Origin of the sequence: Ruminiclostridium sufflavum DSM 19573 (assembly GCF_003208175.1) — a bacterium.
Taxonomy (GTDB): Bacteria; Bacillota; Clostridia; order Acetivibrionales; family DSM-1351; genus Ruminiclostridium; species Ruminiclostridium sufflavum.
In genome coordinates this window covers 16,387-31,774 of sequence record NZ_QKMR01000005.1, presented here as the reverse complement: position 1 = coordinate 31,774, position 15,388 = coordinate 16,387, and the positions used below count along the sequence as shown (strand labels likewise).

The window sequence follows — 15,388 nt, the reverse complement described above, 5'->3', positions numbered from 1 at the left end:
ACTATATTATTTATTCTATGAATTTATTTTATATTCAACTGCGATTAAAAAGTATAGAATATTCTCAGAGAATCTATTATTCTACAAAAATTATATGAGAATTTTACATTTTTTTAGTCAAAGTATACAAATATAATAAGAATATAGTTTAAAGCACTTATACCTTCATTCTTAAAGCTAAACCAATAAATTTATTTTATGTAAACAAAATACACTTTAAATTATTGAAGCTTTCTGCTAAACTATTTATATATATAATTATCCAATTTTTAAAAAACTATCTTATAATTAATTTTTCAACTATAAAATTCATTTGGAGGCAGTATGTATTCAGCAATAATTATTGATGACGAACCCTGGACTATTATTGATATTGAACAGACCTGGCCGATGGAGGAGCTTGGCTTCCGAATAACTGACTCCTTTAAAGACCCTAAGACTGCGTTGCTTCATATAGTTACTCAAAAACCCGATTTGATAATTACCGATATACGTATGCCAAATATGACCGGGATAGAGTTAATGCAAAAAATCAGAGAGCAGAACATAGCCAGTGAAATTATTATTATAAGCGGCTATGGAGAATTTGAATACGCTAAGAAGGCTATACAGTTCGGAGCAACCGGCTATTGCCTGAAGCCCCTGAACCCCAAAGAAACCTATGAAACCTTGAAATTGGCAAAAGAGCATCTGGATAAATATAATCAGGAAAATAACGGCCTTACAGATAATAGCACCGCCGTCGAAGTAAATATCGATAATTTTGACCAGATGATAAATTATATAAATACTCATTTTTCTAAAACCCTGACACTAAAAAGTCTTGCGGATAAGTTTTATCTTAATCCCAATTATTGCTGCTCTTTATTCACCAAATATAAAAATACCACCTTTTCGCAATATTTGACCGGTATCAGAGTGACTGAGGCTAAAAAGCTTTTGGAAAGCTCTTCATATTCCCTGGATAAGATATCCTCTCTGGTAGGCTTTCATGATTACTTTTATTTCAGCAAGGTATTTAAGAAATATAGCAAGCTTTCACCTAAGGATTACAGAAAAAATTTCAAGGAGAATCAGACATGAGGCAGTCAATATTTAAGCAATTTGCTGTAATTATGATTATTCCTGTGCTCTTCATAACCTTTGCCAACTTTTTTATTTTGAATCAGATACAGAAGAACCGTATTGAAGATCAGGAAACATACTGTGAAGCCACCCTGAATAATATTAAAATAAGTCTCTCCATACAATCTGAAAATATGTCTAAAGGTGCCTCTATTTTTGCAAACAGCCAATATGCTCAGATGCTTCTTTCTTCAAAATCTGAAACTGAAAAAAATAAAGCAAAGAAAAATTTAAGTGATATGATCTCTCTCTCAAAAATATATAACTCAAATCTGGTTGATATCCTTTTGTGCAGCTCAGAAAGCACAGCCAGCCTTTTCGGTTATATATCCCTGAATCTTGAGCATTATATTAAATCCTACATTCAAAACAATTCAGGTGTAAATAGCGTATATACAGCTTATTATGATATAAACTCAAATAATACCTACCTGATACATTTCACTCCGATATTTGCCACAAAAATAACGGCAAATTACAGGAAGCAGTTAGGGTATGTGGTAATGGTCTCATCCTTCAGAACTGTGTCCCAGCTTATTAATTCTTCAAAAAACATATTTATAGAGCTTGTTGATATAAATGCCGATAAGGTGCTAATATCCAACACCTCAAATTTTGACTTGAAATTATCAGGTACAGATAGCAGTAATCAGGCTGTATCTAAAATCCCCAGCACAAATCTTGTTTTAATAGGCACACCGCAGACAAATCTGATAGATAACAAGTCGACAACCTTTGAAAGCTTTTCGATATTTACAGGTATTTTCTACCTTGTATTCCTGTTCTATATCTTTATTGCAGTGGACAAGACAATAATAAAGCCGGTTAACAGACTGAATAAGCAAATTAAAAGCATTAATTTTGAGGATGCCCGCATAAAGCATACCGCAAGAAATGAAATAGGATCAATAGGGGCTCATATAAATGAACTGCTGGATAAAATATCCTCCTTAAACAAAAAGAATATAGAATCACAGGCAAAGCTTTATGAAATGGAAATATCCAAAAAGGAAACACAGCTGTATGCATACCAGAGTCAAATCAATCCCCACTTTCTATTCAACATGCTGCAATGTATGAGAGGAATCTCCCTGATTCATGGTGTAAAGGAGCTTGCAAATATTTGTACAAATATGGCTGATCTGTTCCGTTATTCAATAAAGGGAGACAATTATGTAACTCTAAAAGACGAACTGGATATTATTGATAAATATCTTTATATGATTTCCGTCCGGTTTCAAACAAAAATCCATTATCAAATATTCGTAGATGACTCCCTGCAAAGCTGTAAAATTCCAAAAATGATTTTACAGCCCATTATCGAAAACTCTGTTTTCCACGGCTTGGAGAAAATTGACGGCTATGGCACCATTAATATAAAGGCGGTAAGATTTGGAGATACTCTGAAATTATATATACTTGACAATGGAATAGGTATTCCTTATGAAAAACTGGCAGACATAAAAAAATCTCTTGAAGATAATCAAATCAACATGAAAACTAATGACGTTCTAAATATCGGACTCACTAATATCAATAACAAGATTAAGCTCTATGAAGGGAATGAATATGGCTTGGAAATTGAGAGCAAGGATCGCAATACAACTGTAATTTTTACATTAAAATATCAGACCTGACCGGAAATTTAATCAAAAATTAATTCACCGAATTTTTCAGGCCGGTGGAAGTTGTCCTGTCCTGTAGGAGACCATGCCGTATATTCCGCCTTCTTATCCTTTGGCCTGTCAATTCTGTAAAAGTTGGCCAGCCACCTGTCACCCTTTTCAGGCGGAATATTTTCAGCTGTTATAAATTCTGAAAAGGGTATTTCAAGCTCTGCACTCCATATACCCTTTAATTTGTCGCATAAGACAGCTGACTTAATATTTTTGTCCACTCTTCCATAACCAATTATATTCCCTTTAAGATCATTGTGTATGCTATAATGCAGTAAAGCATTCAATGGATTTACCTCAAGCTCTATATAGGTTTTCATGTCTCTGTTGTCATCTATGAAAACCTCCGCAACCTCTTCTTCGTATAATCTGTCATTATAGCCTGTCATTGTGGCATTAATATAATTATCTGTGCATTTGAAGCAGACATACAGGTTTCTATCATTCCATAATAATTTTGCTGTTGCGGCTTGCTGCGGCTTACCGCCGGTACTGTTGTCAACAAGCCGGATTTCTTTGGCTGTCTTCCATTGCTGCTTGTCAGCATTTCCATCAAGAAACAAATCCTCTTCAATTTTTCTGCAATAATATATCATCTTAGCTGCTCCCTCTTTAGCCATTAAGAGCTAAATGCTCTGATTTTTTCTGCAACATCATTTTTAAAACGTTCTATATAGTCTTGAATATATTTACTTATATCAAGGGAGTCCTCCTTGATTAGCGGCGTTAAATCCATAGCGCAGCTTAAAGCGGATGAGCCGTCAGTTCCATGCGATTCTGAATATGTAGCATTGGCAAGTCTTCTTCCCTCTGTCGCAAGATCGTATCTCTTTCCGCCGCATATTTGAGAATCATGGACGCCGGTAAGTGCGGCCGCTATATTAGTGTGAGCCGACACATCAAATAAAAGCTTCTCTTCGTCATTAACCCAGTCAAGGCTTCTCCACACCTCGCAGCCATAAACCTTCTGAGGCCTAAGCTCCGGGGGAAGCTGCCTGATTGCACCTATAACCCTTATGGCAACCGCCACATGCGTATCATGCTTATCTGCAAGGTTATGTGTATAAACAACCTTTGGGGATGCTTCCTTAATCAATTCCTTGATTTCTTCCAGTACCTCGTTGTTTGCAGAATCCTTTGCCTCACTGCTGGTGTAGCCGAGAAGTGCCATAGAGCCGTATTCGCCCACATAGGCTGCTTTCTTCTGTTCAAGCTTTCTGACCTTTTGCATTTCTTCGTCTGTATACTTTTCATATAGCCCATTTCTCGGACTGCCGGCACCATTTGTCACAACAACTCCGCAAAACCACTCATCTTCTCTTCCGAAGCATTGTGCAATACCGTGATAAGCCATTATTTCAATATCATCATGATGTGCGGCAACAGCCATACATGTAGTTCTCCCTAATGCATCGGCAGCAGGCCTTCCGTCAGGTATAAATAATTCGGCATCGTTTTTATTAAAATTCATATATCAATTCCTCCATTTTCTACATACTTATTTCAGGCAGACTGGCTGCCGTTATAGACTGTCCAAGCTTTCTGAAAGAATCCTCGGGGACAGTAAAGTTAATTTTATATGCCAGATCCGGAAAATCCTCAGCAAGTACTTCCGAGGCTTTTTCAAGTATAATTCTGCCGCCTTCGTCCGCCGTCACACCTCCAAGGACAAAAGCGTAATTGATATCATAAAAGTCCTGGTAATGTGCCACAGCATATCCAAGATAGCAGCCTATTGCTTCAAATATCTGTATGGCACGGCTGTCTCCCTTTTGAAGAAGCTCCTGAACCAGCCTAAGCTTTTCAGACGGCTCAAGGCCCGAAGAAAAGTCTATCCCTGCAGCCGGAGCCAGCTTGACAACCGCATCCTGTGACAGGTACTTGACCCCGCAGCCATAATCTCCTGACCATTCATCAACCATAGCCCGAGGATTATAATCTATCGGGACAAATGCCAGTTCGTTAAGCCAGCCTGTTATATTACCCCTTCCGTCAACATAGCCGCCTGCCTGACTTGTTCCCATTGATACTCCAAGAACATTTGAGGCCTTCATCCCCATAGCACCTGCAAGTGCGGTAACATCGCCGTCATTGGCTACCTCGAAGGGAATGCCTCCTAAGGCTTTATCAATATTCTTGAATATTCCCTTTACCTTAGCATTAAATACATCCTCCGGCACCTTAATAAAAAGCGATGAAATCATAGCCCTATTATTTACAATTATACCGGCAGAGCTTATTCCTAATCCGTCAAGCCTCGGCAAATGCGCCGCAGCGGTTTTTATAATATTTAGTATCTCTTCATAATGGTAATCAGGGTTACTCTGTGCTTTCGGCTGCCATAAAACATCATCTGTAAATACAACCTTCCCGTCAATTACCGCCGAAATCTTTTTACGGCTTCCTCCTAAATCCAGACCTATTCTGCAGCCCTTCAAATGACGGCCTATGGCTTTTGCAGCTTCATTTGCCCCGGGAACCTCTCTTAAATCTGCAATTACTACTGTAAACTCCTTTTCGTATACGCGTCCCATGAATTTTGCATCAAATTCTCTCCCTCCGCCCTGAGAATACATTCCTGAAATATATTTTCCTATGCTCTCAGGACCTCCGATTGTCAGCTTCCAGCCCCCGCGTGCCCATAAAAGTGTTTTTACAATACGCTCAATATATAAAAGATTTTCTTCATCCATTCCGCTGTTTTCAGGGAAAACCTCAGTACTGTATGAAGAAATCAAGCCCCCTTCTCTTTCTAAAGCTATTTTTACAGCCACACTTTTCCCGAGCTTTTTTAAGCTATCGCGAAAAGCCCTGTTTATAAGCGAAATAGGCATAAAATCCTTATCAAGTACAGTAGTAACCTTAGGTTTGACTTCGAGCTTAAGCATAAATAAACCTCCTTCTTACGAGATATTATTTTGTTATTGTGACCTTATTCAGCCCGCGGGGCGCATCAGGATTAAGGCCCTTGCAAAGAGATAGCCTGCATGCAAGCATTTGTGCTATAACCACATTATAAAACGGAGATATCATATCATTATCCGTCTGAGGTATTTCAAAGGTACAATTTCCCGATTCCAGCAGCTCCTTATTATTGGATACAATCAATACCTCGGCACCGCTTTCCTTAATCTTGTTTATCATTTCTATCTCATCCTTCTGAGATGGCCCGTTTGGAGCATAGATAACCGCAAGCATATCCTTGTCAAGCATAGCAAAGGGGCCGTGATAGAAGTCCGACGTAGCATATGCCCTCGCTCTCACATAACAGGTTTCCTGAAATTTCAGGGCTGTCTCAAGTGCCACGGGATAATTTATACCTCTTGAAAGAACAAAGCATTCGCTGATAAAGCGGTACCTCTGTACCTTGTTAATAATATCCTTTTCCTGCTCAAAGACCTTTGACAAATTAACCGGAACCCCGGATAATTGATTTTTAATCTGCCCATCTTCAGACCATTGGGCTACCAGCTGTGCAGCAAGCATCATTTCACTGGTAAAGGTCTTTGTGGCAGCAACACTCTTTTCAACTCCCGCATCACAGAACAGGTGATATTGAGCCTGCCTTGCCAAGGGGGATTCCCTGTCGTTAGTTATTGACAAGGTCAGTGCTTTGCTCTCATTGGCTCCCTTTATTACCTCCAGCACATCAGCCGCCTTCCCTGATTGGGAAATGCCTATTACCAAGCTGTTGCCCAGCTTCAGCTTTTTGCCGTATACAGTATAAATCGAAGGAGCTGCCAGTGCAACAGGAATACCTATTACAGACTCTATTATATATTTTGCATAGGTTCCGGCATAATCGGAAGTACCTCTGGCAGCAATTACAACAGAATCGATATTTCTTGCTTTAATAGCTTCAACGATGCTTAATATTGTTTTCTCATTACTTTCAATACATCTTTTTAACACCTCAGGCTGTTCAAGTATCTCACTCCACATGTGCGTCATATCAAATACCTCCGTTTATTATTTTCTGCATCTGCTCAAATTTCTGTTCCATGTCCGCAACAAGCTTAAACTGGGTTCTGGCACGGTCAAGATTATGTCCCTCCCTATGGATTTTAAAATAGGTATCACCGGAAAGAAAATCCGTCAAAAATCTTATTCCGCATTCATATGTCATAATTTTGGCTGAATGCGGCAAATGCAGCAGCTCCGCCTTTGTAAGGCTGTCTCCTGCGGCACTGAGAAAGCCCTTTGTAAATTGTTCAAAAAGAGCAAGGTCCATCCAAACCTTTGATAAGTCCTTTTCGTCCTCTGCTGCCGGATTAGTTCCAAAACGTATGGCATCTCCGAAATCATACAAGGATAAACCCGGCATGACAGTGTCAAGGTCTATTACGCAGATTCCCTCTCCTGATTCATCATCTATCATAACATTATTAAATTTTGTGTCATTATGAGTTACACGAAGAGGTAATTCTCCCCTTTCCAGCATATTGACAAGCAGAACCGCTTCGTTGTACCTCTTTAACGCAAAATCAATTTCTGCCCTCACATCCTTGGCGCGATTCATAACATCTTTCTCCACCGCGTTAATAAAGGTCTCAAACCTCACCTTTGTGTTATGGAAATTCTGAATAGTTTCAAATAAAGATTCCGCAGGATAATCACTCAATAATTTCTGGAACTTTCCGAAGGCCCTGCCCGCATTGTAAAAATGGTCAGGCTTCTCAACAACTTGGTATGTCTGAGCGCCCTCTATAAAAACATATGCCCTCCAATAATTATCCTCGTCACTTTTATAGAAGCTTTTCCCGTCAACAGCCGGAATCAGGTTGAGGGTCTCTCTGTCCGGATCTCCTCCTGCCTCAATTATCTTTTTACGTAAAAAGGCGGTTACCGACTGAATGTTTTCCATAAGCTTTTCCGGATTCTTGAATACATTATTGTTTATCCTTTGCAGAATGAAGCGTTTCATTTTTCCGTCCTGCATTTCAAAATATGCCTCATACGTGTCATTAATATGTCCAAAACCGTATGGCTGGCTTTTAACAAAGCTGCCTCCAAAAGAAAAGCTTTTTGCAATACTGCTGAAATCGTATTTATTATTAGTACTCATTGATTCCCTCCCATAATTTATCAGGATATACTCCCTGCTTAATAAAATTGCATATGGCATTTTTAACTAAAGGCTTGTCATCCTGATATGTGACCCCGTACCATTTATCCTCTGACGGCAGTACCTTTACTCTAGCCTTTTTTTCTGAAATAAGGCTGTCAACCACCTCGGGCAGAAAGTACTCGGCTTTCAGCAGATTGCTGCTGCTATTACGGAAAAAGGAATTGAACCTCGCTTCAAGCTCTCCGAAAATACTAGGAGTAAACCCCCAGGTATTCATCGAAACAATACTGCTTTTAGAAATTTCAGACCAATTTTGTCCGTCCTCGGAATATTTAACCTTGTCCCCAAGTTTTTTTATATTCGTTCTTTCGTGTATTTCCTCAAGATAGCCCTCTGAATCTACCTTACATACTCCACGTGCCACATGTCCATGTTCAGACAGCGTGTTCTCAAGAATAAAGCCTGCCATACTGTACCTGTACATTCCTTGAGCATCAGCAGCTTCGGAAATCAAATAATCGTGAAGCAGCTTAAACGTTGCCGCACCATAAAAGTCATCCGCATTGATAACAGCAAAGGGAGCATCCACAGCCCTCCGGCAGCTTAAAACCGCATGTCCTGTTCCCCATGGCTTTACTCTGCCTTCAGGCACCTGAATCCCTTCCGGAATATCATCGATTTTTTGGAATACATACGCGGTGTCTGCCAGCTTTTCAATTCTATATCCTATTCTCTCCCTGAAAACCTCCTGAAAATCTTCTTTTATGACAAATACAATTTTTCCGAAGCCGGCTTTAAGTGCATCATAAATAGAATAATCCATTATAATTTCTCCATTCGGTCCAACGGGGTCTATCTGTTTTAAACCGCCATACCTGCTTCCCATTCCAGCCGCCATTACAACGAGTATCGGTTTTGTCATAGCACAGTCCCTCCTTATTTTTCATATCCCTTCGGATTCTTGGTCTGCCAGTTCCACGAGTCCCTGCACATTTCTTCCAGCCCCTTTTCCGCACACCAGCCCAGTTCATTTTTTGCCTTCGTTGGATCAGCATAGCATGCAGCCACATCTCCGGGCCTTCTATCTGCAATTTTATATGGTATTTCTCTTTCTGAGATTTCAGAGAAAGCCTTCACAATCTCTAAAACCGAATAGCCTCTTCCCGTACCCAAATTGCAGGTTACAACACCGGGATTGCTCCTCAGCCTTTCCAATGCCTTGAGATGTCCCATAACTAAATCAACAACATGTATATAGTCTCTGACACCTGTTCCGTCAGCTGTAGGATAATCACTTCCATAAACACTCAGCTTATCCAGCTTGCCAATTGCAACCTGAGCAATATATGGCAGCAGATTATTGGGTATTCCCTTCGGATCCTCTCCGATTCTGCCGCTTGAGTGGGCGCCTATTGGATTAAAATACCTCAGTATGGCTATATTCCATGTGTTATCCGCAATATATAAGTCCCTTAGTATTTCCTCTATCATTAATTTTGTACGTCCATAAGGATTTGTAGCTGACAGCGGAAATTCCTCCGTAATAGGAACTGTATGAGGATTTCCGTATACTGTTGCAGATGAACTGAAGACAAGCTTTTTAACACCATATTTATGCATTGTCTCACACAATACCAGTGTACCTGTTATATTGTTGTGATAATATCTTACCGGCTGCACCACAGACTCTCCAACAGCCTTTAACCCTGCAAAATGCATTACTGCATCAATTTTTTCCTTATTAAATATCTCTTCAAGCACATTTCTGTCAAGCAAATCCTCTTTATAAAACTTAAGTGCCTTCCCTGTTATTTCCTCAACTCTTCTTAAAGCTTCTTCATTACTGTTACTGAGGTTATCTATAACCACAACCTCAAATCCCGACTTTAAAAGTTCCACACAAGCGTGACTTCCAATATAGCCGGCTCCTCCGGTTACCAAAACAGACATATTAACCTCCACACCCGATTCGGGTACAAAATTTATAATAAAGCAACGCAGCGGTACACTAACCTTTTCTAAATCTGTCTACCATTGTCTCACGTTCTCTTTATACTTATATTTTAAGGCGTATGGCTAATTATTTATTTATCAATAAAGTCAATTTATTTAGACTTTTGGACTAGGAAGATTGCTTCCTTTTAGCTATAATATAGTTAACATCAATACTGCGAGGTTAAAATGGATTACGAAAAAACTCTTTTAAAAGAGGAAATAGTCATTAAAAGAATTATTTCTATACATTACTTTGAATATGCAAAGGACTATGTTTTTGAGGGTGAAAAGCATGACTTCTGGGAATTTCTGTATGTTGACAAGGGAGAGGTTGAGGTTATGGCTGAAGCCCTCGGTTTAAAACTGAAGCAGGGTGAAATTATATTTCATAAGCCCAATGAATTTCATAATGTCTGGGCAAACGGCAAGGTCGCTCCCAACCTGATTGTTGTGTCCTTTGAGTGTAAATCGCCCGCAATAAGGTACTATGAAAATAAAATCCTTGGAATAAGCGATTTCGAAAAAAACCTGCTTGCGCAAATTATTAATGAGGCTAAAGAGGCCTATACCTCCGAGCTTGACATTACCCATATGAAAAAGCTGGAAAAGCGGCCGGAGCCTATTTTCGGCTGTGAACAGCTGATTAAAATATATCTTGAGCAATTACTGATAAGCATGGTTCGAAAAGGAAACAGCGTAAATAGCAGCAGCAGGCTTTCAACTGTTGTCAAAGAAAGATCTGACAACGATTTGCTTCAAAGGATTAATAATTTTCTTAATGAGAATGTTACAAAAAACCTGACCTTTGACGAGGTATGCCGTTTTTCCAACCTCAGCAGGACAAGCTTGAAGGTCTTGTTCAAGGATAAAATGGGAACAGGAGTAATGGAGCACTTTAAGAAGCTTAAAATTGAAGCAGCAAAAAAAATGATGCGTGAGGGAGAATATAATTTTACACAAATATCTGAAATCTTGGGCTATACATCTATCCATTACTTCTCAAGGCATTTTAAAAATGTTACCGGTATGACTCCGTCGCAGTATGTACTGTCAGTTAAATCCAAAGCTTACAGGATATAATGTGTATAATGCGGTATTCTGATTTCTTATAAGTGCAGGAATAAGCCAAGCGCAGATATATACTGTTGAGCTCTCTATCTGCCGAATCTTATATTGAGCATAGAAGACTTGTCTTTCCCGTTTTAAATATTTTCTCCTGTACATAAGTCTTGACATTTTCCCTGCCAATTGATAAACTGATAATCGAGTTATCGATAATGCTTTTATCAATGTTTAATACAAGGAGGTGCGTATTTTTGGCAAGGCCTGACCGTTCTATTGATCCTCGAATTATTAAAAGTGCTGAAAAGGAGTTTCTTGCCAATGGATACGAAAAAGCATCCTTAAAAGAAATATGCCAGAAGGCGCAAATTACTACTGGCGCTTTATATAAGCGTTATAAGGGTAAAGAGGACTTATTCTGCGCCGTTGTCGCAGATACGGTTGCAGCTCTGAACGCTGTTATGGAGGAAAAGTGCTCTATTTCTGTGGAAAAGCTTTCCGATGAAGAGCTGGTAACTGCATGGGAAATGAATGCTTCTACGCTGTGGTGGTTTCAATTTCTTTACGAGCATAGAAATGGGTTTCTTTTGCTCATTAAGTGTGCGGAAGGAACCAGATATTCTGATTTTCAGCATGACTGGGTAGAGGTTATGACAGGAAAAAGCTATGAATACTTTTTGGAAACCAGGAAGCGAAGGCTAACCGATGCAAGCATCTCCCGGGACGAGATGCATATCCTGCTGTCAGCTTTCTGGACTACCATTTATGAGCCGTTCATTCACGGGTATGGCTGGGAACAGATTAAAGAGCATTGCAAGCTGATTTGTGACCTGTTCAACTGGCGGCGTGTACTTGGATTTCCATCGGTGTGAGCATCCCTTCCAGCATATGGAAGGGTGTATTACAACCACAAGTTAGGCACAACTAACCAATACATAAAGGAGGATTTCAACTTGTTTAAAAAAGTACTGAATTATACAGGTGAGTATAGAAAAACAACATATGCGGCAATTGTTTTGATGCTCGTTAGTATCGTGATGAATGCGCTCCCCTTTTGGTTCATATACCAAATTATCACCCCCCTGCTTATGAGGGAAACCATGTCATTGCATTATGTAGCATTGAGAGTAGCAGCCATCGCCGTATGTGTTGTTCTGTATGCCATCTTTTATGTGCGGGGGCTTTCTCTTTCACATGAAAGTGCTTACAACACGCTGAAAAATCTGCGAATCTCCCTTCAGGAGAGACTGGAGCAGCAGCCTCTGGGCGTTATTCAGGGGAAAGGCATCGGCTCCGTCAAGAAGGTTTTTATTGATGATATAGAAACAATTGAGCTGCTCCTCGCCCATGCGCTTCCTGAGGGTATCGCAAATCTTGCTATACCCGTTATGGTGTTTGCCGGAATGTTTATCGCAGATTGGAAGCTCGCCCTGCTGGCACTATGCTCTCTGCCGGTGGGGATTTTTTCAATGCTGCTCATGTACAGGATAGGCATGAAGGAAATGGGAAATTATTACGGCGCGGCCCAAAAGATGAATAACACCATTGTGGAATATATCAACGGCATGGAGGTAGTAAAGGTTTTCAACCGGGACGGCGAATCCTATCATAGATTCGAAGGAGATGTAAAAAACTACAGGGACTTTACACTTGCCTGGTATAAGGCATGTTGGCCGTGGATGGCGCTTTACAGCAGCGTTTTGCCTACAGTCTCGCTCTTTGTTCTGCCTATCGGCGCTTATCTGGTAATTCACGGATATTCAACACTGCCGGATCTGGCACTGGTTTTGTGTATGTCCTTCGGAATCGGTGCGCCGCTTTTGCGGGCTCTGGGCTTTATGTCAACACTTCCGCAAATTAATTTTAAAATTGCAAGCCTTGAAAAAATTATGAGTGCCTCTCCTCTTCAACAAACAGATAAACCCTTTATGGGAAAGGATCACTCTGTGGAATTTGATTCCCTCAGCTTTTCCTACAAGGATACCGAGGTTCTCCACGGTATATCGCTAAAGGTTCCCGAGGGCAGTATGACGGCTCTGGTTGGCGAATCCGGCAGCGGAAAATCCACTCTGGCAAAGCTGCTGGTTCATTTTTATGACATTGACAGCGGTTCGGTAAAAATAGGCGGACAGGAACTCCGGGATATGAGCATTGAAGCTTTGAACAACGAGATATCCTATGTGGCTCAGGAACAATTTCTATTTAATATAAGCCTTTTGGAAAATATACGCTTAGGCAGGCTGGATGCAACAGATGACGAAGTAATGGCAGCAGCTGAAAAAGCCCAGTGCGGAGAATTCCTATCCAGATTGGAAAACGGAATCCACACCTTAGCGGGAGATGGAGGGAAACAACTCTCCGGAGGAGAACGACAGAGGATTTCTCTGGCCCGTGCGATTTTAAAAAACGCACCTATTATTGTTCTTGACGAAGCAACAGCCTTCATGGATCCTGAAAACGAGGAGAAAATGAATGAGGCAATTGCCGAGGTAATCCGTGAAAAAACCGTTATTGTCATTGCCCATCGGCTGCATTCAATTATCAACGCAGACCAGATCTGTGTTTTAAAGGAGGGTAACCTTGCGGCAGCAGGTACCCATAAGGAGCTGCTGGACACCTGTCCTGAATATCAAAAGCTGTGGCAGGCAGCTAAAGCCAGTGCAAACTGGAAGGTTAGCATTGCGAAAGGAGATGAAAACTAATGCTCTCTTTGATGAAACGAATTCTCTCGGTTTCAGGAAAATATAAGGGCAAGATCCAACTGGCATTTGTATTTTCCTTTTTGAAATCAATTATGGCAAAAGTGCCAATAGGGCTTGCATTTGTCATTCTTGCAGCCTTTTATGATGGCACTGCAAACGCTGCTCTTTGCCTGAAAGTCGGAATTGCAATGGCGGCAAGCCTGATTCTGCAGATTCTGCTCCAGCACACGGCAAACCGGCTGCAGTCTGCTGCAGGATACATGGTCTTTGCCGAAAAACGTATGGAGCTGGGCACACATCTGCGCAAAATGCCAATGGGATATTTTACGGAAGGCAATCTTGGGAAAATCAGTTCGGTTCTCTCCACCGATATGCTGTTTATTGAAGAAAATTGCATGAACATCCTTGCTGACATGATGAGCTATATCTTTGCAGAGGTAATTCTGCTGGCTTTTCTGTTCCTTCTCAACGTCTGGCTTGGTCTTGCGGCAACCGCCGTTATTCTGATTTTAATTGTTGTAGCACATGGAATGAACAAGGACAGTCTCAGGTACTCTTCAATCCGTCAGGAGCAGAGCGAAAACCTGACTGAAGCTGTGCTTGATTTTATTGAAGGAATTGGTATCATCAAGACCTACAATCTTTTGGGAGAGAAATCGAAGGAGCTTTCAGACAACTTCCGCACTAGCTGCAAGCGCAGCATTGACTTTGAAGAAAATGCCGCTGTATGGCAGCGTGGTCTGAACCTGCTATATGGCATCGGCGGAGTGATTATTCTTACTCTTTCCCTGTACCTGAATGCAGGCTCTGTGCTTGACACCACCTTCCTTTTGGGCATAATGCTATTTGTGTTTGACCTTTTCGGTCCTATCAAGGCACTTTATAGTGACAGCGCGCGTCTTACAGTTATGAGCAGCTGTATGGATCGTATTGAAGCGGTATTCAATGAGCAGGAGCTGCCGGATAACGGCCGGTCCACTATTCCAGAGCACAGCAAAGCACCTGAGGTGCAATTTAAGAATGTGAGATTTTCGTACGGCAATAAGGATGTTCTTCACAATGTCTCCTTTGATTTAAAGAAGAACAATATGCTGGCATTAGTCGGGCCCTCTGGAGGAGGGAAATCTACCATAGCAAACCTGCTTACCCGCTTCTGGGATGTGAAATCCGGGCAAGTACTCGTACGCGGCAAGGATGTTCGGGAGGTAAAGCTCAGTGATCTTATGAATAATATCAGCATGGTGTTCCAACGGGTTTATCTGTTTCAGGATACCGTTTATAACAATATCAGCATGGGACGCCCCGATGCCGGCGAGGCAGAGGTAATAGAAGCTGCAAAAAAAGCAAGGTGTTATGATTTCATAATGGCACTGCCTGACGGTTTTCAGACAATGATAGGCGAAGGCGGTGAAACTCTTTCAGGCGGTGAAAAGCAGAGAATCTCCATTGCCCGCTGCATTTTAAAAGATGCTCCTATTGTAATCCTAGATGAAGCCACTGCCAGTGTTGACGCAGATAACGAAAGCTATATTCAGGAGGCTATCAGTGAACTGTGCAAGGGCAAGACGCTCCTTGTTATTGCCCATCGACTCGGTACAATCCGATATGCAGACAAAATTTTGGTCATTGCGAATGGAGAAATTGCTCAGGAAGGAACCCATGAGGAATTGATACAGATGGACGGAATTTATAAAAGCTTTGTAACAGTCCGGGAAACCACTAAGGGGTGGAGTCGTAGAGAATAGCCTGCGCTGTAACAG

General features: G+C 40.9%; 13 protein-coding genes. 6 read left to right on the top strand and 7 right to left on the bottom strand.

The annotated features are described in order from the left end of the window. Positions 1-324: 324 nt before the first annotated feature. Both LY28_RS05270 and LY28_RS05265 read left to right on the top strand, forming a co-directional pair. The gene (locus tag LY28_RS05270) at positions 325-1,083 is read left to right on the top strand and encodes a response regulator transcription factor (protein ID WP_110461142.1); all 759 of its coding nucleotides are present in this window, start codon (positions 325-327) and stop codon (positions 1,081-1,083) included. Next, on the top strand, positions 1,080-2,762 hold the full coding sequence (locus tag LY28_RS05265) for a sensor histidine kinase (protein WP_110461141.1): 1,683 nt from the start codon (positions 1,080-1,082) through the stop codon (positions 2,760-2,762). The genes LY28_RS05270 and LY28_RS05265 overlap by 4 nt, the downstream gene beginning before the upstream one ends. An 8-nt stretch (positions 2,763-2,770) precedes the next feature. Here the strand turns inward: LY28_RS05265 and LY28_RS05260 are convergent, their stop codons facing one another. Genes LY28_RS05260 through galE form a run of 7 tightly spaced genes read right to left on the bottom strand, consistent with a single transcriptional unit; the run spans position 2,771 to position 9,819 of the window. Next, the gene (locus LY28_RS05260; protein WP_165835501.1) at positions 2,771-3,397 is read right to left on the bottom strand and encodes a carbohydrate-binding family 9-like protein; all 627 of its coding nucleotides are present in this window, start codon (positions 3,395-3,397) and stop codon (positions 2,771-2,773) included. A gap of 23 nt (positions 3,398-3,420) precedes the next feature. Then, the gene (locus LY28_RS05255; protein ID WP_110461139.1) at positions 3,421-4,272 is read right to left on the bottom strand and encodes a PIG-L deacetylase family protein; all 852 of its coding nucleotides are present in this window, start codon (positions 4,270-4,272) and stop codon (positions 3,421-3,423) included. Between the two features lie 19 nt (positions 4,273-4,291). Continuing rightward, positions 4,292-5,689, bottom strand: a complete 1,398-nt coding sequence (locus LY28_RS05250) for an ROK family protein (RefSeq protein WP_110461138.1) — start codon at positions 5,687-5,689, stop codon at positions 4,292-4,294. Between the two features lie 25 nt (positions 5,690-5,714). Beyond that, complete coding sequence (locus LY28_RS05245) at positions 5,715-6,752, bottom strand: SIS domain-containing protein (protein ID WP_110461137.1); 1,038 nt, start codon at positions 6,750-6,752, stop codon at positions 5,715-5,717. A gap of 1 nt (position 6,753) precedes the next feature. Continuing rightward, the gene (locus LY28_RS05240; protein ID WP_110461136.1) at positions 6,754-7,866 is read right to left on the bottom strand and encodes a phosphotransferase enzyme family protein; all 1,113 of its coding nucleotides are present in this window, start codon (positions 7,864-7,866) and stop codon (positions 6,754-6,756) included. Further along, complete coding sequence (locus LY28_RS05235; RefSeq protein WP_110461135.1) at positions 7,856-8,791, bottom strand: nucleotidyltransferase family protein; 936 nt, start codon at positions 8,789-8,791, stop codon at positions 7,856-7,858. Before LY28_RS05235 ends, LY28_RS05240 begins: the two co-directional genes overlap by 11 nt. A 14-nt stretch (positions 8,792-8,805) precedes the next feature. Next, positions 8,806-9,819 (bottom strand): UDP-glucose 4-epimerase GalE, encoded by a 1,014-nt coding sequence (gene galE, locus LY28_RS05230; RefSeq protein WP_110461134.1) that lies wholly within the window; start codon positions 9,817-9,819, stop codon positions 8,806-8,808. A gap of 231 nt (positions 9,820-10,050) precedes the next feature. On the opposite strand from galE, the gene LY28_RS05225 reads away from it, so the two are divergent. From LY28_RS05225 to LY28_RS05210, 4 genes are all read left to right on the top strand, one after another. Continuing rightward, on the top strand, positions 10,051-10,944 hold the full coding sequence (locus LY28_RS05225) for an AraC family transcriptional regulator (protein ID WP_110461133.1): 894 nt from the start codon (positions 10,051-10,053) through the stop codon (positions 10,942-10,944). A 236-nt stretch (positions 10,945-11,180) separates the two neighbouring features. Further along, the gene (locus LY28_RS05220; protein WP_110461132.1) at positions 11,181-11,798 is read left to right on the top strand and encodes a TetR/AcrR family transcriptional regulator; all 618 of its coding nucleotides are present in this window, start codon (positions 11,181-11,183) and stop codon (positions 11,796-11,798) included. 81 nt (positions 11,799-11,879) lie between these two features. Continuing rightward, positions 11,880-13,628 carry an ABC transporter ATP-binding protein gene (locus LY28_RS05215; RefSeq protein ID WP_110461131.1) on the top strand — a complete coding sequence of 583 codons (1,749 nt, stop codon included), beginning with the start codon at positions 11,880-11,882 and terminating at the stop codon, positions 13,626-13,628. Beyond that, on the top strand, positions 13,628-15,373 hold the full coding sequence (locus LY28_RS05210) for an ABC transporter ATP-binding protein (RefSeq protein WP_110461130.1): 1,746 nt from the start codon (positions 13,628-13,630) through the stop codon (positions 15,371-15,373). The genes LY28_RS05215 and LY28_RS05210 overlap by 1 nt, the downstream gene beginning before the upstream one ends. Positions 15,374-15,388: the final 15 nt, after the last annotated feature.

What these genes read in the sequence shown, in the direction of transcription:
- LY28_RS05255 (WP_110461139.1), bottom strand. Translation starts at nt 4,272, where the DNA reads ATGAATTTTAATAAAAACGATGCCGAATTATTTATACCTGACGGAAGG.
- LY28_RS05265 (WP_110461141.1), top strand. Translation starts at nt 1,080, where the DNA reads ATGAGGCAGTCAATATTTAAGCAATTTGCTGTAATTATGATTATTCCT.
- LY28_RS05225 (WP_110461133.1), top strand. Translation starts at nt 10,051, where the DNA reads ATGGATTACGAAAAAACTCTTTTAAAAGAGGAAATAGTCATTAAAAGA.
- LY28_RS05260 (WP_165835501.1), bottom strand. Translation starts at nt 3,397, where the DNA reads ATGATATATTATTGCAGAAAAATTGAAGAGGATTTGTTTCTTGATGGA.
- LY28_RS05270 (WP_110461142.1), top strand. Translation starts at nt 325, where the DNA reads ATGTATTCAGCAATAATTATTGATGACGAACCCTGGACTATTATTGAT.
- LY28_RS05240 (WP_110461136.1), bottom strand. Translation starts at nt 7,866, where the DNA reads ATGAGTACTAATAATAAATACGATTTCAGCAGTATTGCAAAAAGCTTT.
- galE (WP_110461134.1), bottom strand. Translation starts at nt 9,819, where the DNA reads ATGTCTGTTTTGGTAACCGGAGGAGCCGGCTATATTGGAAGTCACGCT.
- LY28_RS05210 (WP_110461130.1), top strand. Translation starts at nt 13,628, where the DNA reads ATGCTCTCTTTGATGAAACGAATTCTCTCGGTTTCAGGAAAATATAAG.
- LY28_RS05235 (WP_110461135.1), bottom strand. Translation starts at nt 8,791, where the DNA reads ATGACAAAACCGATACTCGTTGTAATGGCGGCTGGAATGGGAAGCAGG.
- LY28_RS05250 (WP_110461138.1), bottom strand. Translation starts at nt 5,689, where the DNA reads ATGCTTAAGCTCGAAGTCAAACCTAAGGTTACTACTGTACTTGATAAG.
- LY28_RS05245 (WP_110461137.1), bottom strand. Translation starts at nt 6,752, where the DNA reads ATGACGCACATGTGGAGTGAGATACTTGAACAGCCTGAGGTGTTAAAA.